General features: G+C 49.3%; 21 protein-coding genes. 8 read left to right on the plus strand and 13 right to left on the minus strand.

Annotation, left to right across the window (positions count from 1 at the left end):
* Nucleotides 1–29: 29 nt before the first annotated feature.
* From ycaC to Q9292_RS03030, 3 genes are all read left to right on the plus strand, one after another.
* Nucleotides 30–662, plus strand: coding sequence for an isochorismate family cysteine hydrolase YcaC (gene ycaC, locus Q9292_RS03020; protein WP_313984604.1), 633 nt, complete (start codon nt 30–32; stop codon nt 660–662).
* A 265-nt stretch (nt 663–927) separates the two neighbouring features.
* Nucleotides 928–1,080: a hypothetical protein gene (locus tag Q9292_RS03025; protein WP_313984608.1), complete on the plus strand. Its 153-nt coding sequence runs from the start codon at nt 928–930 to the stop codon at nt 1,078–1,080.
* A gap of 84 nt (nt 1,081–1,164) precedes the next feature.
* Nucleotides 1,165–2,274 (plus strand): catalase family protein, encoded by a 1,110-nt coding sequence (locus tag Q9292_RS03030; RefSeq protein ID WP_313984611.1) that lies wholly within the window; start codon nt 1,165–1,167, stop codon nt 2,272–2,274.
* Between the two features lie 24 nt (nt 2,275–2,298).
* Here the strand turns inward: Q9292_RS03030 and Q9292_RS03035 are convergent, their stop codons facing one another.
* From Q9292_RS03035 to Q9292_RS03060, 6 genes are read right to left on the minus strand one after another with little or no spacing between them, the layout of a single operon-like run.
* Complete coding sequence (locus Q9292_RS03035) at nt 2,299–3,261, minus strand: VWA domain-containing protein (RefSeq protein ID WP_313984614.1); 963 nt, start codon at nt 3,259–3,261, stop codon at nt 2,299–2,301.
* The gene (locus Q9292_RS03040; protein ID WP_313984617.1) at nt 3,258–3,821 is read right to left on the minus strand and encodes a hypothetical protein; all 564 of its coding nucleotides are present in this window, start codon (nt 3,819–3,821) and stop codon (nt 3,258–3,260) included. The genes Q9292_RS03035 and Q9292_RS03040 overlap by 4 nt, the downstream gene beginning before the upstream one ends.
* A complete protein-coding gene (locus tag Q9292_RS03045; protein ID WP_313984619.1) occupies nt 3,818–4,783 on the minus strand; it encodes a vWA domain-containing protein in 966 nt (321 codons plus the stop codon). The genes Q9292_RS03040 and Q9292_RS03045 overlap by 4 nt, the downstream gene beginning before the upstream one ends.
* Nucleotides 4,780–5,754, minus strand: a complete 975-nt coding sequence (locus tag Q9292_RS03050) for a hypothetical protein (RefSeq protein ID WP_313984622.1) — start codon at nt 5,752–5,754, stop codon at nt 4,780–4,782. The genes Q9292_RS03045 and Q9292_RS03050 overlap by 4 nt, the downstream gene beginning before the upstream one ends.
* Before the next feature lie 30 nt (nt 5,755–5,784).
* The gene (locus Q9292_RS03055) at nt 5,785–6,702 is read right to left on the minus strand and encodes a DUF58 domain-containing protein (protein ID WP_409934466.1); all 918 of its coding nucleotides are present in this window, start codon (nt 6,700–6,702) and stop codon (nt 5,785–5,787) included.
* Nucleotides 6,703–6,714: 12 nt separating this feature from the next.
* Entirely contained in the window at nt 6,715–7,782 is a 1,068-nt protein-coding gene (locus Q9292_RS03060) for a MoxR family ATPase (RefSeq protein WP_313984625.1), read from the minus strand.
* Between the two features lie 191 nt (nt 7,783–7,973).
* Here Q9292_RS03060 and Q9292_RS03065 point away from each other — a divergent pair, with 191 nt between their 5' ends.
* Nucleotides 7,974–9,437 carry a PLP-dependent aminotransferase family protein gene (locus Q9292_RS03065; protein ID WP_313984628.1) on the plus strand — a complete coding sequence of 488 codons (1,464 nt, stop codon included), beginning with the start codon at nt 7,974–7,976 and terminating at the stop codon, nt 9,435–9,437.
* Between the two features lie 260 nt (nt 9,438–9,697).
* Here the strand turns inward: Q9292_RS03065 and Q9292_RS03070 are convergent, their stop codons facing one another.
* The 3 genes from Q9292_RS03070 to Q9292_RS03080 are packed head-to-tail and all read right to left on the minus strand — an operon-like array spanning nt 9,698 to nt 11,452.
* Nucleotides 9,698–10,024 carry a thioredoxin family protein gene (locus tag Q9292_RS03070; RefSeq protein ID WP_313984630.1) on the minus strand — a complete coding sequence of 109 codons (327 nt, stop codon included), beginning with the start codon at nt 10,022–10,024 and terminating at the stop codon, nt 9,698–9,700.
* Between the two features lie 37 nt (nt 10,025–10,061).
* Entirely contained in the window at nt 10,062–10,508 is a 447-nt protein-coding gene (locus tag Q9292_RS03075) for a YiiD C-terminal domain-containing protein (RefSeq protein WP_313984633.1), read from the minus strand.
* Between the two features lie 29 nt (nt 10,509–10,537).
* Nucleotides 10,538–11,452, minus strand: a complete 915-nt coding sequence (locus Q9292_RS03080; RefSeq protein WP_313984636.1) for a LysR family transcriptional regulator — start codon at nt 11,450–11,452, stop codon at nt 10,538–10,540.
* Between the two features lie 133 nt (nt 11,453–11,585).
* Here Q9292_RS03080 and Q9292_RS03085 point away from each other — a divergent pair, with 133 nt between their 5' ends.
* Together Q9292_RS03085 and Q9292_RS03090 are read left to right on the plus strand one after the other, a co-directional pair.
* Nucleotides 11,586–12,335 carry a glucose 1-dehydrogenase gene (locus Q9292_RS03085; RefSeq protein ID WP_313984639.1) on the plus strand — a complete coding sequence of 250 codons (750 nt, stop codon included), beginning with the start codon at nt 11,586–11,588 and terminating at the stop codon, nt 12,333–12,335.
* Between the two features lie 58 nt (nt 12,336–12,393).
* Nucleotides 12,394–13,125, plus strand: a complete 732-nt coding sequence (locus tag Q9292_RS03090; protein WP_313984641.1) for an alpha/beta hydrolase fold domain-containing protein — start codon at nt 12,394–12,396, stop codon at nt 13,123–13,125.
* Nucleotides 13,126–13,150: 25 nt separating this feature from the next.
* On the opposite strand, the gene Q9292_RS03095 is transcribed toward Q9292_RS03090, so the two are convergent.
* Nucleotides 13,151–13,522 (minus strand): hypothetical protein, encoded by a 372-nt coding sequence (locus Q9292_RS03095; protein ID WP_194749653.1) that lies wholly within the window; start codon nt 13,520–13,522, stop codon nt 13,151–13,153.
* A gap of 162 nt (nt 13,523–13,684) precedes the next feature.
* Between Q9292_RS03095 and Q9292_RS03100 the strand changes: the two genes are divergently transcribed.
* Nucleotides 13,685–15,457, plus strand: coding sequence for a monovalent cation:proton antiporter-2 (CPA2) family protein (locus tag Q9292_RS03100; RefSeq protein ID WP_313984644.1), 1,773 nt, complete (start codon nt 13,685–13,687; stop codon nt 15,455–15,457).
* Nucleotides 15,458–15,621: 164 nt separating this feature from the next.
* Here the strand turns inward: Q9292_RS03100 and Q9292_RS03105 are convergent, their stop codons facing one another.
* Both Q9292_RS03105 and Q9292_RS03110 read right to left on the minus strand, forming a co-directional pair.
* The gene (locus tag Q9292_RS03105; RefSeq protein WP_313984647.1) at nt 15,622–16,770 is read right to left on the minus strand and encodes a DUF4062 domain-containing protein; all 1,149 of its coding nucleotides are present in this window, start codon (nt 16,768–16,770) and stop codon (nt 15,622–15,624) included.
* Between the two features lie 106 nt (nt 16,771–16,876).
* A complete protein-coding gene (locus Q9292_RS03110) occupies nt 16,877–17,644 on the minus strand; it encodes a helix-turn-helix transcriptional regulator (protein ID WP_313984650.1) in 768 nt (255 codons plus the stop codon).
* A gap of 103 nt (nt 17,645–17,747) precedes the next feature.
* On the opposite strand from Q9292_RS03110, the gene Q9292_RS03115 reads away from it, so the two are divergent.
* Nucleotides 17,748–18,020: a DUF2798 domain-containing protein gene (locus Q9292_RS03115; protein WP_313984652.1), complete on the plus strand. Its 273-nt coding sequence runs from the start codon at nt 17,748–17,750 to the stop codon at nt 18,018–18,020.
* A gap of 771 nt (nt 18,021–18,791) precedes the next feature.
* Here the strand turns inward: Q9292_RS03115 and gyrB are convergent.
* On the minus strand, nt 18,792–21,197 hold the full coding sequence (gyrB, locus tag Q9292_RS03120) for a DNA topoisomerase (ATP-hydrolyzing) subunit B (protein WP_194749655.1): 2,406 nt from the start codon (nt 21,195–21,197) through the stop codon (nt 18,792–18,794).
* Nucleotides 21,198–21,257: the final 60 nt, after the last annotated feature.

Below are 21,257 nucleotides of genomic sequence, written 5' to 3' on the forward strand. Positions count from 1 at the left end.
AGCCAACCACATCTCGAGAGGATTACATTATGAAAAATACACCCTACACCCGTCTGGACCGTGACAACGCTGCCGTATTGTTGGTAGACCACCAAGCTGGCTTATTATCACTGGTACGCGATATCGAGCCAGACCGCTTTAAAAACAATGTGCTTGCATTGGCCGATGCCGCCAAATTTTTTAACCTGCCCACCATCTTAACCACCAGCTTTGAAACCGGCCCCAACGGCCCGCTTATGCCAGAGCTCAAGACACTGTTCCCCGATGCGCCCTACATCGCTCGCCCCGGCCAGATTAATGCCTGGGATAACCCGGACTTTGTACAGGCCATCAAGGCGACAGGTAAAAAGCAGCTCATTATTGCTGGCGTCGTCACCGAGGTTTGTGTCGCTTTTGTCGCACTCTCAGCCATTGAAGCCGGTTTTGAAGTATTTGTGGTCGCCGATGCCTCAGGCACTTTTAACGCCCTCACCCGCGATGCCGCCTGGCAACGCATGCAAGCCGCCGGGGTACACATGATGACCTGGTTTGGCGTGGCCTGTGAACTGCAGCGCGACTGGCGCCACGATATTGAAGGCCTGGGTGCCCTTTGTGCCAACCATATTCCAGATTACCGAAACTTGATGACGTCTTACCATGCTTTGTCTGCCGCCAACCCTTAAGGCTTTGCAAGCGTAAAGAATCCCGGTTTAAGGATTTTTTTAGCCTAAATGCGTTCAAAAGCTTATGACTGGCAACCCGTGGCATAAAGCGCTTCCTACAGTCGCTTAAGCCTGAACCGGATGCCCTACCGCCAGTTACCCGCGTAATCTGCAATTGTCGCGTTTGAAAATGAAGGTTGAATGAATTTTCGACTTCAGTTTGATAACAAGACAATACGGCAGCCATAACGGCTGCCGTTTGCACTCACGCAAAAGGAGGTGTGACATGCCCAGAGGTTCCAGCCCGAAACGTGAACGTGAATATGAAAAACTCAAAGAGGAATTTAAAAAGGATCACCGCTATCCTGGCCGCGAAGAAGAAGTCGCTGCACGTATTGTGAATAAACAACGCAAAGAAGCCGGTGAGACCAAAGAGTAATACCAGAGTGGGCGGTACCCCGCCCTCTAGAAATCAATGTGCTTGGCACTGATCCGATAAACCCAATTGCAAAAGGGGGTTGTGATGGAGCAAACAGATCAATTTGTAGTCTCGCCCCTAAGTTACCAGCCTGATTACGAGGTGGTAGCCACCACCGAACGCACCCGCCAGCAGCACCTGCAGCAAACTCTGCACAAGCTTTCAGAAATCAGCAGCCAGACCGCCACCCATGCTGCACGCAGTGTGCACCTGAAAAGCCACGGCCTGCTCACAGCCGAAATGCAAATCTATAACCAACTGCCGCCTGCCTATGCACAAGGCCTGTTTTCACGCCCGCAAACCCTGCCGCTGATTATGCGCTTTTCCACTGTCCCTGGTGACATCCTGCACGACAAACCCGGTACGCCCCGCAGCCTCGCGCTGAAGGTGGTAGGTGTAGAAGGCGAGCGCCTGCCAGGCAGTGAAGACGCCATCACGCAAAATTTTTTATTTGTAAACGGCGCCAGTTTTTTATCCTCCAGCGTGCAGGTGTTTTTAAACAACCTCAAACACTTAGCGTGTTCGCCCAACACCAGTACAGAATTCCGGCATTTCCTCGCGCAATTGTTCCGTTCTACCGCACATTTGGTCGAGTCGCTCAAATATGGCCAGCAATCGCAGCTTAACCACCTCTACCAGTCGCAAGAAACCAACTTGCTCGGTGAAACCTACATCAGCCAGGACCCGATCATGTACGGCGACTACATGGCTAAAATCGCGGTTGTCCCCATCGCCCCCGACCTCATCGCCCTCAGCAACAAACCCATAGACCTGTTCGCCTCCGACGGCCTCAGAAAATCCATCGTCGATTTTTTTATCAAACGCACCGCCGTTTGGGAGCTACGCGTACAACTCTGCACCGATCTCCAAACCATGCCCATCGAAGACGCCACCATCATCTGGCCAGAAGACCACTCCCCTTATATCCCAGTCGCCCGCATCACCGCCAAACCCCAAATTGCCTGGAGTCCATACCGTTCGCATGTGGTGGATGAAGGCATGCTGTTCTCACCCTGGCATGGCATTGCCTCTCACCGCCCACTGGGATCCGTGATGCGGCTCAGGAAAATGAGCTATGAGATGGCTAAAAAAATGCGGGCAGAAAAAGAAGACGCTCGCATCTGCGAACCCACCAGTCTGGATGATTTGTGTTAAGCCGCAAATCATCCCTTCGCATTCTCATATGACGCGGCGCTGATGCATGTATCCCCATAGATCCGGCAGGTAAGTCGCAATGACCATCAATGCCGCCAGGCTCAGGAATATCCACTTTACTGAATAGCTGGTGACAAACTTGGCAGCGGGCGTTTGCGATTGCACAAATGCATAAAATGATGGTTGATCTATGCCTTCGATATACTGGCCTTTGATTTCCGTGGCCATCTCTTTTAGATGCTCCACATCCTGGCTGGATAAATAGCGGTCAAACTCGGCATAAGCCACCGGTGGATCAGGATCATCCTTGCTGGCATCACTGTAATTAACGCCTCCGCTCGCACTTTCTGCTGCCGCATCCGTCCCCCAATAGCCGACAAAATGATTGTTGGCATTAAAGCGTTTGATCGGTGCAGGCTCTTTGCCGCCCACGCCGACAAATATGACGTTTTTGCCTATACGTACATCACTGATGTCCAGTTTATTAATGCCATTGGCTTTGGGCGCTTCGTCACCATCCGTAAAAAACAGCATTTGTGCCGGAATATTCAGGTAATCAAACGTCGCCTCGGCAGCTTTAACGCCAAACGTCATGCGGCTGTTACCACTCCAGGCCATGCGCCATTCGAGGTGGTTAATACTGTCGTTAATAATGTCAAAGTTAGCGCACACTTCCAGTGGCATAAATAGCAGAGCGACATTTTCCGCCGCAAATACGCCCACACTGACATAAGTACCGCAAGGCGATGTTTTGACAACTTGCCGCATCAAATGCTGTGTGTAGGCCAGGCGGGTCACGGGTTTATCGGCAATGTGCATATCCTCGGCATTCATGCTTTGCGAAATATCGGCCAGTAATAAATAGTTGTGTACTTCTTGCTTGAGCTGAATCTCAGGCTTCACTAAGGCCAACAACAAAAAGACCGCTGCAGCCAGCAACAAGCAGGTCTCATAATGCGCTTTCAGCAGGTTAAAAAAGCGTTTCATGGCAACCCCTGTGGCAAATTGCTGATTTCCATGCCGGAAGGATCTTGCGGCACAGTTTTGATATGTTTGGGAATCACCCCATGCAGTAAGCTCAAATTAAACTTGGCCGCCTGGTTGTGTGGATCCAGCTTGAGTGATTGTTCATAGGCCGCCCGCGCCTGCAAGTAATCAAATTTGGCCTGCTCCTGGATGGCGCCATCGGCTTCGACCAGGCGCTGCAAACCGGAACGGAACAACTGATTGCCAATATTAAAATGGATCTGTGATTTCAATGCCTGGTCCGGGTCAAAGAGCGCCGAATCCTGCTGCTTGGGCGCTTCGAGCAATTGGCTAAAATTCTGGATGGCATGTTTGTAGTTGCCTGTTTTAGCTTGCTGGTAAGCATCGGCAAATTTCTGATGGAAAGGAAATGGATCCCCTTGCAGCACTTCGCCAGCCTGCAACATACGGTTGGCCGTCGCAATATGACTGACCTCGTAACTTTCATAAGCACTGCCGAGCACGCTGATAATCAGCATCAACCCCAACACCTGGTTTTTGCGCGTTAAATGGTTTTTCATTCATACACCCTCAGATTTTTAATCACCAACATCAACAACACCAACACCAGCGCAGAGACCATAAACACCTTGGAATAGTCATAGCCGGCAATGGTCTCGCGATATTTAATGGCCTTTTTTTCCCGCGAATCAATGTCATTAATGGCCGACTGCAAGGTTTCTGGATCATCCGCTTCATACGCTTTATATTTCAGGCCCAATGACTGGAAATACTTATGCAGCACGATGGAGTTAGGCGTACGGTCCTCGCCATATTCGGCTTTGGAAAAAATACTCGGCTCGCCCGGTTCGCGTAACATGATCCAGTAAATACTCAGCTTGCGGCTTTTCAGGCGCTCGCTCAGCAAATACTTCACGCGCGGGCTTAATTTGCCTGCACCGTCAGACAGCAGGATTAGCGCGCGTGAGCCGGAGTTTTCGATGTTATCGAACAGGCCGACCGCCTCCGTGAGGCCTGCACCGATATTGGTCTGGTTGAGCGAGGGGCTGGTGGCGGCCAAAATCGCGGCATGGATGGCATCACGGTTGGTCGTGATTTTGATGCCATACAACGCCGAGTTGGTAAATCCCACCACCCCCATCATGTCGTTCGGACGCGAATCAATAAACTGCGTAATAATGCGGCGTGCCGCGGCAGACTTGATTTCCGCCACATGGCCGGAAGCATCGCCCGCAAACGGATGATCCATACTCACGCTGCGGTCTATCACCATCACGGTTTGTGCACCCTTGCCTACACGCGGGATTTGCTCATCCGACCCCCTGGGGGCGGCCAATGCAATCACGATACTTAGCAGTAACAACGACATCACCCCTTTAACTGCCAGGTTGAGCCGGTCCGAAAACAGGTCCTCCGGTATCAGCTCCAGCCAGCTGTAATGCTGACCCTGATGTCCTTTTAACCAGAAAGGCAGCAATGCGATGGGCAATAGGGCAAATGCCCATGGATGTAAAATACTCATGACACGCCCCGCTCACAATCACGCAGACGCTTGCTAAGCTGTACCAATTGCGCAATCACCTGGCGGCTATCGCGTGTCTTCACGTCATACAACGATTGATTGGAAGCTTCAAAAAACTGGCTGATTTCCTGTTGCAGGCTTTTAAAGCCCGGGCGCAATTTGACAAATGCTTGCACATCCCTCGCAAAAATATTGGCACCGTAATGCTGGTTAAATGCTTGATGCAGATATACCAACGCCTTTTTCTCATCAACGGCCGTTTTTGGTGTGGATGATCTCGCCAGCCGTTTGAGCTGTCGGTGCGCACGGGCAAAGGCACCGCCCATAAACGGCAACCAGTGGCCATCTGCATTGATGTATAAAAGCGCCAATAAACTGCCGACCAGCAAAGCGAGAAACACGACCAGCCGTTGTTGGTGTGCCCGATGATCAATCAGCGGGGTAGCCACTTCCGGCAACATATTTTTCTTGGCTGTCACGCTACCGCCAGTCACCAGTGGTGAAAACCAGAAACCCCAGGCAGGTACTTCTACACTGGTTGAAACCGGCGGAGTTTTACTGGTGAATACGAGTTTTTCAGTGGGTAACTGCATCACGGTCGGTGTCATGCTTGCCGCAAACACCTGGTAACTGAGTTGCAGGGTGTATTGTGTATGGTCCGATTCCGCTTTGGATTGCACCGCAACATTCACCAACGCTATCCCGTCATGCTTGCGCCCTTTTTTGGGCAACGCTTGGTCTGAAAACTGATATGCCGCTGGCACCTGTAACACGACAGTCCGCTGCAATACATCGCCGATATGCACATGATTATTTAAGGCAGGATTGATGACCCTAATGATTGGGGTTACAGTTGCCTGGCTCACTGGCGTTGCCGCCATTGCAGCATTCACCGTCAACACCATGACTGCTCCCCATAGCAGGCCTTGCATGGCCTTGACCAGGGGATTGTTTGAAATTTGATTACGCATGCTTGTCACTCTCGCTTAGGTAAACTTCACTCACATCGTTTGTTCAAAATAATGCGTCATCAGCTCCGGCCGGTAATCGCCATGCATAAACAACGCCGGACTATCAAAACGCAAAAACAACGCTTCCAATGCCTCTCTGCGGGCATTAAATGCCGCCAGGAATTTGGCTTTTACTTCACCACGGAAAAACAGGGTTCGGTTACGCCCGGTTTCCAGGTCTATCATGGTGCCAAAGCCGAACTTGGGCAGCTTTTTATATTCCTCATCGTCCCACAGCACGATAGGCACCACTTTGTGTGCAGACATGGCCAGCAGTGTTTTCTCAATCACAGGCAATGGCATATGAAAATCCGAAATCCAGAACACCAGCGCGCGCGTCTGTCCCAGGAAATTAGGCATGTCGGTGACGCCGTCCATGCCCATGCGCTGCGATTGATAGGTATGCAGCAAGGCGATAGTCTGTTTGCTCTGGTGAAAACTGCGGCTGAGAGGCAAGGTAAAATCTTCAATCACCTGCTGGTGATAGCCAATAAAGCCGAACAGATCTCCGGCCTGGTAAGCCGAGTTCGCCACCGCCGTGGCGATTTCTATTGCCGTATCCAGCTTGCGCTGCTGCCCCGTGAACTGCATAGAGCCAGATAAATCACACACGGCATAAATCGGCGTCGTGCTGTCCTGGTTAAACTGCCGCACCTGCACCTGTTCAAACGGGTCACGTATCGTCTGCCGTAAATCCATGCGCCTCGCATCCGGGTAATCCACCAGGTTGATGGTGCCACGGTAATCGGAACCGATACCGCGCTGCGTGCCAGGATGATCACCGAGCTGAATGCTGTCAGATTTCCAGCCAATGACATATTCGAAGGGTCGCGCATATTCGCCCTCATCGTGATGCACCGGCATTTTCTGCCCGGCTTTTTTCCAAGCATGTTTGAGTGTTGATCGCATGATGGCCTGCTTTTAAGCTGCTTTGCTAAACGACAAGCTAGGCACGGCCACCGTGCGGATAATGTTGTTGGTCAACTCTCTGGCCAGCGCCGTACGGCGATTTTCGTAAGCTGCGTTAAATACCAGGCGATGTGAAATCACCTCATGAAACAGGGCATGAATGTCCTCAGGATACAAACTGTCGCGGCCATTCAACCAGGCATTCACACGTGCGGCTTTCATCAGCATGCCCATGCCGCGCGGACTGGCGCCGGTCTGGATCACGCGGCTGACATCCACACTGTCCATGGTCACGCCAAACTTCTCCGGATGCTGGGTCGCGTCCCACAAATCCATGGTGTACTCTTCAAGCACGTCGCTGGACTGGATATGATTTTGCAAAAGGTCGGAAAACGCATTCAACTGGTCAAATTGCAGAATATTGCTTTCCACCTGCTGCGTGAGTTTTTCCGCGTGCTGGAATTTGGTATTGAACACCAGAGACTTTTTAAGCTCGCGATCTGAAGGAATCTCAATTGGAATTTCCATCATGAAACGGTCACGCGCCGCAGAAGGAATCTCAAAAGTTTCGTTTTTCTCCACCTGGTTGCGGTCAGCAAACACAATCATGTGCGGCATGCGGTATTCTTTTTTAAATGCGCTGATATGACGCTCCGCCATCACACGCAACATGAGTGCATGTACCTGCGGCCTGGCGCGGTTGATTTCATTAAAAAAGAAGACTGATAAATTTTCACCCGCCCGCAACAATGGCCCTTCATCAATTTGCGGCCTGCCATCCGGCCCCAGAAACGTGTGGTAAATCAGATCATTCGGCATCAAGTCCACCGTGCCCTCAATCCGCTCATACGCCCCACCTATGCCCCGGGCAATGGATTGCAGCAAGGTTGTTTTACCTACACCAACACCACCATCCAGCAACACATGGCCGCGGGCAAAAATCGCAATATTCATTAATCTGACGGCTTTGCTTTGTCCCACAATCACTTGATTCACTTGTTTTTCAAGGTTCAAAGCATGCTGACGCCAGTCTGTCAGTTGGGTATCTAATGCCAATCGAATATCAGAGGTAGTGGACATGAATCTTTCCTTTAATAAAATGTTTCAAAAATGTAACAGAGTGTTACAGGTCCACAATCCTCCAGTTTAGAGAACCTTACTGGTCCAGTCATTTATGCGATATAGTGATTGTTTGCTAATCCAGATTACCAACAAAATAAAGGGAATTATTCCCGTTGTTGCATCGGGTATCACAAAAAAAGGAGAGGAAAATGCTGCGTTCTTGGAGCCTGCAATTAACCATTGCCGAGACCTCGGGCTTGCCGGTCTACCTGCAAATCGCCCAGCAAATCATGGAAGAAATCCAGAAAGGAAGATTGGCCCCGTCTACCGCCATGCCGGGTACACGTGAGCTGGCGGAACAACTTAAGGTCAACCGCAAAACCGTCATCCTCGCCTATGATGAACTCATCGCCCAAGGCTGGCTGGTCACCGAGCAAAGACGTGGCTCGTTTGTTTCGGCCAATCTGCCCAATTTCACTGCACAACCGCAAGCAAGCAAAACCGGTCATCAGCCCGCCAATGTGGTGGAGGGCTCCACGCATCCACTCCTCAACTACCAGTCACCCCTCAATGGTGTGATTGATTTCAATGATGGCATTCCTGATTCACGGCTGATCCCGTTCAACATTTTGTCGCGTGCATTCCGCCATGCGTTAATCGGCTCCAGCAAAGGTAACAACCTTGGCTATGGTGATCCGCGTGGCACGTTTGCATTACGGCAATCGATTGCCACCATGCTCAATATGGAAAGAGGCCTGAGTGTGGACATTGACCAAATCTGCATCGCACGCGGTAGCCAGATGGGCATCTTCCTGGCCGCGCGTATCCTCACCCGACCCAATGACAATGTGGTGGTGGAACAACTGAGCTACCCCGCTGCCAAAGAAGCCTTCCGCTCCTGCGGTGCCAACATCCTCACCGTGGGGCAAGACAAACACGGTATCGATGTCACTGCACTGGAAAAACTGTGCAAACAACACCCGATCCGCGCCATTTATGTCACCCCGCACCACCAGTTCCCCACCACCGTGATCATGACCGCCGAGCGGCGCTTAAAACTGTTGATGCTGGCTGAGCAATACGACTTCACCATTGTAGAAGACGACTACGACCACGAATTTCATTTTTCTTATCACCCGGTATTCCCCCTGGCGAGCACCAATCACGGTGGCCGTGTCATCTATGTCGGCTCGCTCTCCAAAGTGCTCGCCCCCGGATTGCGTGTCGGTTACCTGGTTGCCACACCCAGCCTGATAGACCGCTGTGCACAGGAGGTGATGCTCATAGACCGGCAAGGTAACTCCATCACCGAGCTTGCCGTCGCCGAGCTTATGAACGCCGGCGAAATCAAACGCCATATCCGCAAAACCTTTAAGGTATACAACGAACGCCGAAACCTGTTGATTGCGTTGATTAAAAAGGAGCTCAAAGAATACGTTACTTTCGACGCCCCCGATGGTGGGCTCGCCATCTGGTTACGTTTGAAGGAGGGTTACGAGGTTGAAACGGTGGCGGCCCAGGCATTAGTCCACAAAGTGCGCATTTTGCCCGGCACACTCTTTTCAGAATCACAGCAAAGTGTGCATGCCATCCGGCTAGGATTTGGCAGCCTGACCACGGCAGAACTGGAGAAAGGCGTCCTGGGGTTAAAAGCCTGCTTTACCCAGCGCTGAAGATGGGAATAAATCAATATTTAGAATATTGAGAGCGATCAATATATACAGACCCTGCTTGATACCTTTCCTTTCATGGTCTGGCTCAAGGACGAGGACAGCTGCATCTCCGTGGCAAATATTGCCTATGCCAACATGGTGCGGGTGGCATCCAGTGCAGCCACTATGCCGATTAAAAATGCTGAAGACTATTTTTTAGCAAACCCAAACCCTTTGATGAAATTGATATGCACGCTTGTTGGAAAAGTGCAGTTTAACCATTATTCCGCAGTCGCCTGATCGGTAGTAATCAACGCTAAAGCTGATTTCAACTCTCCCGCGTCAATCTCCCTCACCAAGCGCTTCAGCTCAACGCCATCTTTCATAAAAATCAGCGTCGGCCACAGTTTCACGTGAAACGATCGTCCCAACCGGCGGCCTTTCCCATCCTCAATTTTGATGCGGCGGATAGATGGAAACTGGGTGAGTTCAGCGCTGATTGTAGGTTGTGCTGCCTTGCAGTAGCCGCACCAGCTGGCGCCAAACTCTAGCAGCGTGGCACCTATGAGGGCATTGATCTCTTTGCGGGTAGGTTCTGTATTTTCCATTTAATCATCCTCGTAAGTGCATCATGGGCATTAAGCATCATTGATACAAAACAAACACTCCCTGAAATCTTGAGGTGACTTTGGCTTCGCTGATCACTTTAGCCATGACTATAATTTTCGCCCTGCCGTTTTGCTGATAAATGCCTTTAAACTGCTCCCAATCATCAGCTGATTGAAAGCTCGCCACACATTCAAAGTCTGTTTTCACTGGCAATAGATAATCAATCTCTTGCCGTTTGATGACCAGGCTGCCTTTAAGCCCGGCTTGTTCAATTTTGGACTGCAGCAGTGACCAAGCTGTGGTAATCGAAATAGCGGCGATGCTGCCACCAAACACGATATCGAGGTGGTTTTTGTTGGGCAAAAAATCGCCGTAGGCGGTGAGTTGGTGTTCATCCATCCTAGCAATGTGTATCCCCAGGTTTTTAGTTTGGGGGATGCGTTGAAACAAGGTTTCTTCAAAATTTTGTTCGCGTTGGCTCATTTTGCTTCCTATTCACTAGGCGATTTCAGTTAACTGGTTTTTTGCAGTAAACGACACCCTTCAAACAACTCTGCCACCCACTCGATAAATGCCCGCACTTTGGATGAGAGGTGACGATTTTGTGGATAGAGTGCGTTAATCGGCAAACTCCCGGCCGGAAAATCGGCCAAGACCTTTTCTAATTTACCCTCAGTTAAATACCCTTGCACCATGAATGCGGGCAGCTGACTGATGCCTAGCCCTGCCAGCGCAGCGGCGACGATAGCATCACCATTGTTGATGGCAAGTTTACGCATGGCGGGGACCTCTTGTTCTTCGCCTGAATGTGTAAGCATAAAGGAGCGGATTTTTCCGGTTTTGGAGGAAAAAAAGTGCACGCCCTGGTGGTGTTGCAGCGCTTCTGGCTGTGTGGGCCTGCCATAAGTGTTGAGGTATTGCGGGGCGGCGACCAGTAAAAACTGCATGGTGCCTACGCGCCTGGCAACCAGGCTGGCGTCTTGAGGATTGCCGACACGGATCACGCAATCGACGCCCTCCTCCAGTAAATCAATTGGCCTGTCGTCACAGCCGATTTCCAGCTGGATCTCGGGATAGCGTTTAAAAAACTCGGCCAAGGCCGGAATAATTACTAACCGGCCTAAAGGCGTGGGCACGTCTACGCGCAAGCGCCCTTTTGCGCTGGCGGTGGACTGCGTGAGTGCGGCTTCGATTTCTTCGAGCTCGTTTAAAAGCCGAATGGCGCGCTCGTAATAGGCAGCGCCATCCGTAGTCACGCTGATGCGTCTGGTAGTCCGGTGCAGTAGTTTGACGCGCAAGCGTTTTTCCAGCGCCAGCACCTGGGCCGAGACCGTGGTTTTGGGCAGGTTGAGCGACATAGCGGCTTTGGTGAAGCTCTCTAGCTCGACCACCCTAGTAAAGGCCAACATGGTGTCAAAACGGTCCATATCCGTCCTTGTTTGACTTGATTGTCCAATAAATTAGCACAGTGATTGCATTTTTAGGTGATTTATCTGGGGTTTTTATTTATTTATAGTGGTCACCAGTTTTAAACCACTTTATTAATTGAGGAGCATCAAGATGAGCAAGAAACTGGAAGGAAAAGTCGCTGTAGTCACTGGGGCCTCTAAAGGCATAGGGGCAGAAATTGCCAAACGCTTTGCCCGCGAGGGTGCAGCGGTGGTGGTGAATTATTTATCGAGCAAGGCTGGGGCTGACAAAGTAGTGGCCGAGATTACACAAGCGGGTGGCAAGGCGGTGGCGGTGGGCGGCAATGTGAGTGAGGTGGCTGATGCACACGCGCTGGTAGACGCAGCGATCACTCACTTTGGTAAGCTGGATATTTTGGTCAACAACTCCGGGGTGTATGAATTTGCCCCCCTTGAAGAAATCACGCCTGACCATTTTCGCAAGCAATTCAACATTAATGTGCTGGGCCTGTTACTGACCTCGCAAGCCGCGGTCAAACACTTGCCTGAGGGTGGCAGCATTATCAATATTGGTTCGGTAGTGAGCCGTTTAACACCCCCTGCGAGTGCCGTGTATACCGGTACCAAAGGCGCAGTGGATGCCATCACCGGCGTGCTGGCCAGAGAGTTGGGACCACGCAAGATTCGCGTAAACGCCTTGAACCCTGGCCTGGTGGAAACAGAAGGCACGCATACCGCCGGGGTGATCGGTTCAGAAATGGAGTCCGCCTATGTGGCACAGACGCCACTGGGGCGCAGTGGGCAACCGAATGATATTGCCTCTGTCGCAGTGTTTCTGGCCTCTGAAGATGCTTATTGGCTGACGGGTGAGCAATTGCTGGTGGGGGGCGGTTTGCGCTAGTGGATGCCCAAATGCAGGCACGCAGTGCCTGCCTTATCGTTTGCATCAACCCTACACCATGTGGACCACTACCTTTGAATATGCAGCCACCGGCCACAGTATCAAGCTGCAGGTGTTTGGCCGCCACCACCGCCAAAAGCGAGGGCCAGCACTGCTGTATTTTCATGATGGCCTGTTTAATCAGGGCCAGATTGAGAGCGCGCATGCACTGGCTGAAGCCCTCTCAGACAGCTGTGTCGTGGTATGTGTAGATTATCCACTGGCGCCGGGTGTGCAGTTTCCACATAGCATAGAAGTCGCCTACCAGGCCTTACAATGGCTCAGTGAACATGCAAAAGTATTAGGGGCAGATGCGAAGCTGCTATTTGTAGGTGGCGAGCGCGCTGGCGGCAATCTGGCAGCCGTCACCGCCCTGCTTTACAGAGACCGCGGGCTGCGTGCACCTGCCCAACTGCAAGGGCAAGTCTTGATTAACCCCATGTTGGATGCCTTGCAAACCTCGCCGTCGCTCGCTAGCCTGACCGAGAGTCCCTGCCGGGCGGCATGGGCTGACTATGCGCCCTGCCCCAGTTTGGCCTGGCATCCTTATGTTTCGCCTGTCCAGTCGTGCCGACTGGCGGGGCTGGTTAATGCGCTCATCATTAGCGAACAAGGCCATCCGCTTGTGGATGAAGCAGCCGCCTATGCGAAAAAATTATTATTGGCGGGCGGGCAAGTACAACACTGGTGTGTAAGCGAGAAAGGTTGGGCGCAACATGCGCCGCTGATCCGGCAGTGGATGACTCTCTAAAAGGCAAAGGCCGTCTTAAACGGCGTTATGCGTAGGAGAGCTCATCCCAAGCCGAGGGGTCGTTAGCCGTGAGCGGTTCATCAAAGCTGTTTTGATGAAAGCGCTGCATTTTGTCTTGAACAGACAGAGTGAGCTCAAACTTGCTGACACCAGGCAGGCGGCGGAAAGGGCCGGAGGGGTCAAACGAGCGGTAATGCAGGCTGATGAAAATGTCGGGGGAGACTTCCAGGTCAAAGCGCTGGGCGTAGGCAAAATCACTGGAGACATCTGTTTGGTTAAAGCCAAACGCGAGGGCATCGCGGCTGACGTTAAACCACTCTTTTTCATGGCAGGCTAAGTCAATCGAAAAACTTAATACATCAAAAATCTGATCAGCAAATTCTTTAGGCGTCTGCATAGCGGTTAATTCTTTAAAATGGCGTTTATGAATGGCTGATAGACACTTTAAACAAGCGTTTGTCAGTAATATATTGGTAGCAATCTGATAGTTATGTCAGATTTATCTGGCAAAGTATTTTTAGCAGCCGTTATTTCAATCTTTATTTCTCTTAAGGGCATCATGCATTCCACTTCTGACTTTCTGGTGCAAGCGGCCATTTACCTGTCTTTCGCCATTATTCTGGTGCCATTGTTCAAGCGGCTCGGCCTGGGTTCGGTGCTGGGTTATCTGATTGCCGGGATTTTGCTGGGCCCTTATGCCTTGAAGTTGATTGCCGACCCGGAGCAAGTGCTGCACTTTGCCGAGTTTGGCGTGGTATTGATGTTGTTTTTAATTGGTCTGGAGCTGGAATCGCAAAAAGTATGGGAGTTGCGCAAGCTGTTGTTTGGCCTGGGTGGCTTGCAGGTAACACTGACCATCGCCGTGGTTGGCAGCATCGCCTACTTAATGCACTTTTCATGGCAGGAGGCGCTGATTATCGGCATGGGCGTGGCGATGTCATCGACCGCCATTGGATTGACAGCGCTGATTGAGAAAAAGCAGTTACACACGCCGGGCGGACAAGCGGCCTTTGCCACTCTGCTGTTTCAGGATTTATCAGTGATCCCGCTGTTTATGATCCTGGCCTTGATTGCCCCGCATCACGCAAGCACCGGGTTTGATGTGATGGCGGTAGGCAAGGCCATTGCCGTGATTGTTGCCATTATTTTTGCCAGCCGCACGCTGTTGCCCCCGGTCATGCGCGTGATTGCCCAAACCGGCTTGCGCGAAATGTTTGTCGCTTTTTCATTGTTACTGGTGATCGGGGTCTCCCTGGCCATGCAATCGGTCGGCTTGTCGATGGCCCTCGGTACCTTTCTGGCGGGCGTGTTGCTCGCAGGCTCTGAATACCGTTATGAACTCAGGCTGGACATTGAACCAGTCAAAGGTCTGCTGTTAGGGCTGTTTTTCATTTCGGTCGGCATGACCGTGGATATCTCACTGATCACGCAACAGCCTGGATTGATTTTTGGCTTTGCCCTGCTCATTGTGGCGATCAAAATGGTCGTATTGATGGGCCTGGGCCAGGTTTTCAAGTACTCGTTACGCGACAAACTGTTATTGGGCCTGTCTATTTCACAAATTGGCGAGTTTGCGTTTGTGATTTTTGGCTTGGCGTTAAGCCAGGAATCCTTGTCTCGCGGCAGCTATAACACCCTCAATGCCATCGTCGCCGTGTCTATGCTCATCACCCCGCTGCTGCTGTTATTGTATGACCGCTTTTTAACCCTGCAATGCGGGGAGCGTCCACGCGATGCCATCCCTGAAAATAATAACGTCATCATTGCCGGGTTTGGCCGCTTTGGCCAGATTGTTGGCCGTGTACTGTTAGCCAAAGGCATCAGCGCCACCCTGATTGATAACGACCCCAACCAGGTTGATTTAACCCGCCAGTTTGGCTGGCGATGCTACTACGGTGATGCGTCACGACTGGATGTGCTTGAAGAAGCAGGCATAGGCTCGGCCAAATTGCTAGTCATTGCTTTGAATGACACCCATGCCACACTAGAAATGGCCCGCCTGGTCAAGGAGCGCTGGCCACAAGTCAATATTGTGGTCAGGGCCAGAAGCCGGACCGATGCGTTTGATTTGCGCGAGCTGGATTTGCAACCCATCCGCGAGACGTTTTACTCCTCACTCGAAGCCGCCAGACAAGCCTTATTGGTCATTGGTGAAACAGCCACAGCAGCAAATCGAATCATTCAGCAATTTGAAAAGCATGATGTGGAACAACTGGAAACCACGCTCAAAATCCGCCATGACAGAAAAGCCTTGTCGACTGTCATGGCGCAAGGGCGTGAGGATCTTAAAGCCCTGCTTGAATCAGAAAGCAGTCTGATAGATAAAACCTAAGCTTAAAACTGGTGGCTTTACTGCAGCGCTTCATACAATATTCTTTTTTATTAGTACGTTGAGTGTGGACTCTAAATAATAAAGGACTTTTTCATTTAAAAATTTTCATACACAAGTACTACAATTTTGAGTTGTTCTAATATGACCGCCATGGGGCATTGACTTTACTCGCCAAGCATCTGATCTATGGCCTCGACAATGTTATTTATAGTGGAGTGTACGCTGTCTAGTTCAGACAAAAGCCCATCGATTTGAGAGACTACAGCTCGCTTTGCCTTATTGAGTTCCTTACTCATACGTGGAAGACCATCAGTTGCTACTCTCATTCCTGCCATTGCATTTCTTGCGGTCAGTGAGCCCTCCTTCATAGAGCTTAAAGATTCCCGCAGCTCACGCAAATCCTCATCTCCATTTCGAGAAAAATCATTACGCAATGAAAGTGCGCTACTAAGTGAATTAAAAGCAACAACACGAGTGGAGGAAAGTGTTGAAACCTGAGCCTTCATAATTGTTGCATAACTATCCATATCATCAGCAGCACGAGTGACAAAACGCCTTGCGGCTTTTATATTTTGAGGATCGCCCTTTTCTGCCTCTTTAGCGTGTTGGCTAACTTGCTCGCCAACTCTTATTGTGGCTTCATTTATTATTTCTATAGCTATTGTCATTTCCTCAATTTTTGATTCATACATTTCGATGTGATCAAAGTATCCCAGCTCATCTTCGTCTTCAGCCACAGTTATAGCCTGTGCTTCTTTAGCTAATATTGTTGAAAATCTTGATTGTGAAAGTTTTTGCGCAACTGCAGATAAATGGGCTCTGACCGACGACTCGAAGCCAGATGAATCCTCAAAATCGTAATAAAGACCTCCCCGTGCACTAAGCGACCGCTTAAAATCTTGTACACCTTTTAGCTGAGCTGGATCAAGTTTAGAAGGTGCTATAGGAGCATCTTTAAAATACAACATAATTTCCGGAACAGTTTCACTATTCGTAAAACGTGAGTAAGCTCGCTCAAACTCTTCCAAAGTACCAGATTCGGCCCTTGAGGTGGCTGCTCCAAAACGCCCCCAAAAAATACCAATGAATACGTCGTAATCTGTGCCTATTTGATCATTGATTACTGTTTGTGGATCTAAAGAGAAGGCTGGTCGAACGTTTGTCTCCCACCTTAGCAACTCTAAGGTCAAGCCAAGGCTTCGACTCCATATTTGATTTAATTCAGAAATAACTTGCTCAAGTATTGCACGCTCCTCTATTACATCACTAGGTGATGCAACAAAGACCTGAAAAATTGTTGTTTGCCTAGCCAAGCGCATCCCCTTCTTCAAAAACTTATCTTAAAGTGGTTTCTTATTGCGGGTAGCTTCATTATACAAATGCAATGATTTGGGACTGCTTTGCATATGCATACCCCCTTTATTTGAAATATCTGCTGGGTTCTATCCCCAATGTCCGTTTGAACATAGCGGTGAATGCACTAGCACTTAAATAGCCTAAGTCACTGGCAATTTTTGCAACAGGTTGCTGATCAGCGAGCTTACTCAAGGCTTCAATTAATCTGGCCTGTTGTCGCCATTGACTAAAGCTTAAAGTCGTTTCTTTTTTGAATTTTCTAGCAAGCGTCCTGGTACTCATGGCCAGTTGATCTGCTATCAACTCGATGGTGACTTGTACATCGGGTCGCTTTAGCATCTCCTGACAAATTAGCATGAGCTTGGGGTTACGGGGGAGCGGTAGATGCAAAGCAGGTGTTTTCAGAAACTTGATTTCTAGTAAGGCCAATTGTGCAATTAACCCTGAACGTCCGGTTTCATCATAGTCGACGTTATCTTCTGTTAGCGCAATTACAAGACTGCGGAGTAATGGCGATACCTCAACTAAGCAACAGTGTTTAGATAAATTGGCAGCAATATCAGCCCTGATATAGAGCGTACGTACCTGAACACGACTTTGCATATGAGCTGTATGCATCACTTCAGGCGGTATCCAAACACCTCTAAGCGGTGGCACTATCCAGCAACCATACTCTGTTTCAATGCGCATGACGCCAGAAGATGCATAAATCAATTGAGCTCTTGGATGGCTATGCATGGGGGTTGAGCCGCCATCATAATCGGCGGCCTTTGCCGTGACTTTGTGAGGAAGAGCCTGATAGATATCAGGCGCAATATTTAGGATGCTCATTAAAAATGTCTTGTTTGAGATATTTATTGTCTAAAAATGATTATATCTGACACCTATAATACTCTGTATTCGATTAAATACGGCAAACCTTATGGAGTAGAAAATGACATCAAGTAACTACACCCCAAAGAAGTTTACAAAATTTCAAGTAATCCCAGCACCATACGCCATTTTTGTGATGCCCCTGATACTTTCAATCTTCATGACTTTTGTGGTGTCATTTATTAGCACCCTGCGCAGTGTTGGATTCTCTGAACATCTTTTCCATTTTTGGATGGGTGCATGGGCTTTGTCATGGGTGATTGCTTTCCCAACCTTGCTAATGATATTACCGGTAGTAAAGAAGATTACTCATGCACTCGTACAACCTTGGTAGCATTTTAAGTCGTAGGAACTGTCTTAGGTACTGAAGTTAGTGATGCGGTTGGTGTTGAGATGACTGGTATAGGTTTATTTTGGTATATACACAAAATTTAGAATATTCTCACCAGCCAACAAGCGAATTCCTTTCTGGTGGCGACGAGTCTGGCAATACGGAAAGTTCAGTATCTATTAATTCCACTCAACAATCTTTAACTTATGTACTAAATGTACGCTTATGAAACCTTTGAGTTTCTCAATGGTGAGAATTATTTTTCTTATTTTTTACCCACTAAGCACATCTACCATTGTCTCTTGAATAGACGACCTAACGTGACAGACCAATTGAAATCTGATGCATTACCAATAAATGACAAAAATATTGTTTCAAGCTTGCTAAAAATGCTTCAGCCAATAAAGGGTATCATTGGAGTGCATTAAAGGCTTGTAGGGCTGTTAACGATTGGATATTAAGGCATCCTGTACTTATTTGGCCCATGTTGTTAAGGGCAGAAACTTGGTTTGAACTGCGTACTAAAATAAAAAACAATTGGGGCGGTAATAAAACTAGAGGAAAACTAACTCAACCACTTTATTCCCTTCCAGCTGTAAGCGCTGCAGAACAATGGATTATTTAATAGTCGTTAAGCGCATACTAAAAGTGTATGTTTAAATAACAAAGGGACTCAAATTGAGTCCCTTTATCTTTAATGTGATTTTCTAACTATTTCATCATTTTTTAAAAAATTCTGGAATTTGAAAGAAATCTCATGGAACCTACAAGCGCTTAAATATCCAGTGAACTGACGCTTAAGGCGTTGCTTTCGATAAAGGCGCGGCGCGGTTCCACGTTATCACCCATCAAGGTAGTGAAGATTTCATCGGCACCGATGGCATCTTCAATCTGTACTTTGAGCAAGCGACGTACGGTCGGATCCATGGTTGTTTCCCACAGTTGTTCCGGGTTCATTTCGCCCAGACCTTTATACCGCTGAATATTCAGGTTATGTTTGGCTTCGCCTAGCAACCAGTCTAACGCCTGTTTAAAGGTGCTGACTTTTTGCTCTTTTTCACCGCGCTTGATCATGGCGCCTTCACCCAGCAGGTTATTCACCATTTGTGAAGTGCGGTTGATCTGGCGGTAATCGCCGCTGCCTACAAACTCTGCATCAATGACGCAACTTTGCAGGTTACCGTGCACGTATTTGTTCACTTCCAGACGATAGGCGCTAGTCTCTGTATCTTGTGACACAATCACTTCTGAGCCGACTGCACCGAGGATAGGACGCAGTTTTTCTGCCACATTGTTAGCGGCGGCCTCTGTGCTCAGGTCAACCTCGCCCACATCCTGAATGGCGCGTAAAACGCTTTCGTCATACAGATTAGCAATGCGGCGGATTACGGCTTCGGTCAGCACCATTTGTTTGGCGATGCTGGTCAAGGCTTCATCTTTCAGAATCTCGCCGCCCTCTTTGGTCACAAGAATAGCATCGCGCAAGGCTGAATTAAGCAGGTATTCATCTAGCTCGTGTTCGTCTTTGAGATAACGCTCGTCACGGCCTTGTTTGACTTTGTACAGCGGCGGCTGTGCGATGTAAATATGGCCATTTTCAACCAATTCTGGCATCTGGCGATAGAAGAAAGTCAGTAACAAGGTACGGATGTGCGCACCATCAACGTCCGCATCGGTCATGATGATGATGCGGTGATAGCGCAATTTTTCCAGGTTAAAGTCATCTTTGCCTATGCCGGTGCCCATGGCCGTAATCAGTGTGGCAATTTCGGCAGAGCCCAGCAGCTTGTCAAAACGTGCTTTTTCCACGTTTAAAATCTTACCCTTGAGTGGCAAAATGGCTTGGAATTTACGGTCACGGCCTTGTTTGGCAGAACCACCCGCAGAGTCCCCCTCGACCAGATAGAGTTCGCAGAGCGCCGGATTTTTTTCCTGGCAATCAGCCAGTTTGCCTGGCAGGCCCATGGTGTCCATTACGCCTTTACGGCGGGTGATTTCACGGGCTTTACGGGCCGCTTCACGTGCGCGCGCTGCTTCGACAATCTTGCCACATACGATTTTGGCATCAATCGGGTTTTCTTCTAGAAACTCAGCCAGTTTAGCGGACACAATTTCGGAGACTACTGGTTGCACTTCACTGGACACCAGTTTGTCTTTGGTTTGTGAACTGAACTTTGGATCTGGCACTTTGACCGAAAGCACACAGGTAATGCCTTCACGCATATCGTCACCGGTGGTTTCGACCTTGGCTTTTTTAGCGAACTCGTTTTGCTCGATATACTGGTTCAGCGTCCGTGTCATGGCGGTGCGCAAACCGGTTAAATGGGTGCCACCATCACGTTGCGGAATATTGTTGGTGAAACATTGCACGGTTTCTGAGTAGCTGTCATTCCACTGCATGGCTACTTCTATCGTGATGTTGTCTTTTTCACCAATGGCATAAAACACTTTAGGGTGCAAAACCGTTTTGCTGCGGTTCATGTACTCCACAAACCCTTTTACACCACCACTGAACGCAAAGTTTTCTGACTTGCCGGTACGTTGATCAATTAATTCAATCTTGACGCCGTTGTTCAAGAAGGACAATTCGCGAATACGCTTGGCCAGGATTTCAAAGTGATATTCAACCAGCACAAACGTGTCTACAGAAGCCAGAAAATGTACTTCTGTCCCGGTTTTATCTGTGGTTCCAGTCACGGCCAATGGCGCTTGCGGTACGCCACGATGGAATTCCATCTGATGTACCTTACCTTTACGGTAAATCTTGAGTTTTAACCAGTCTGACAGCGCATTAACGACAGACACACCCACACCGTGCAGACCGCCAGACACCTTGTAAGAGTTCTGGTCAAACTTGCCGCCGGCATGCAACTCGGTCATCACGATTTCAGCCGCGGAGCGTTTGGGCTCATGTTTATCGTCATCTTTGACATCGGTCGGAATGCCGCGACCGTTATCAGAAATACTGATGGAATTATCCGGGTGGATAATCACTTTAATATCGTCACAATGCCCGGCTAGTGCTTCGTCAATGGCGTTATCCAGCACTTCGAATACCATGTGGTGCAAACCAGAACCGTCTGACGTGTCACCGATGTACATGCCAGGACGCTTACGTACAGCGTCCAAACCTTCCAAAATCTTGATACTGTCTGAGTTATATTCTTGTGGCTGTGCCATAACAAAAGTTTCTTTAATTGAGAGTTAAAAGACCATCACCCTAACATTGGCCGTGTTTCA

This window comes from Methylophilus sp. VKM B-3414 (assembly GCF_032248435.1).
Classification (GTDB): domain Bacteria; phylum Pseudomonadota; class Gammaproteobacteria; order Burkholderiales; family Methylophilaceae; genus Methylophilus; species Methylophilus glucosoxydans.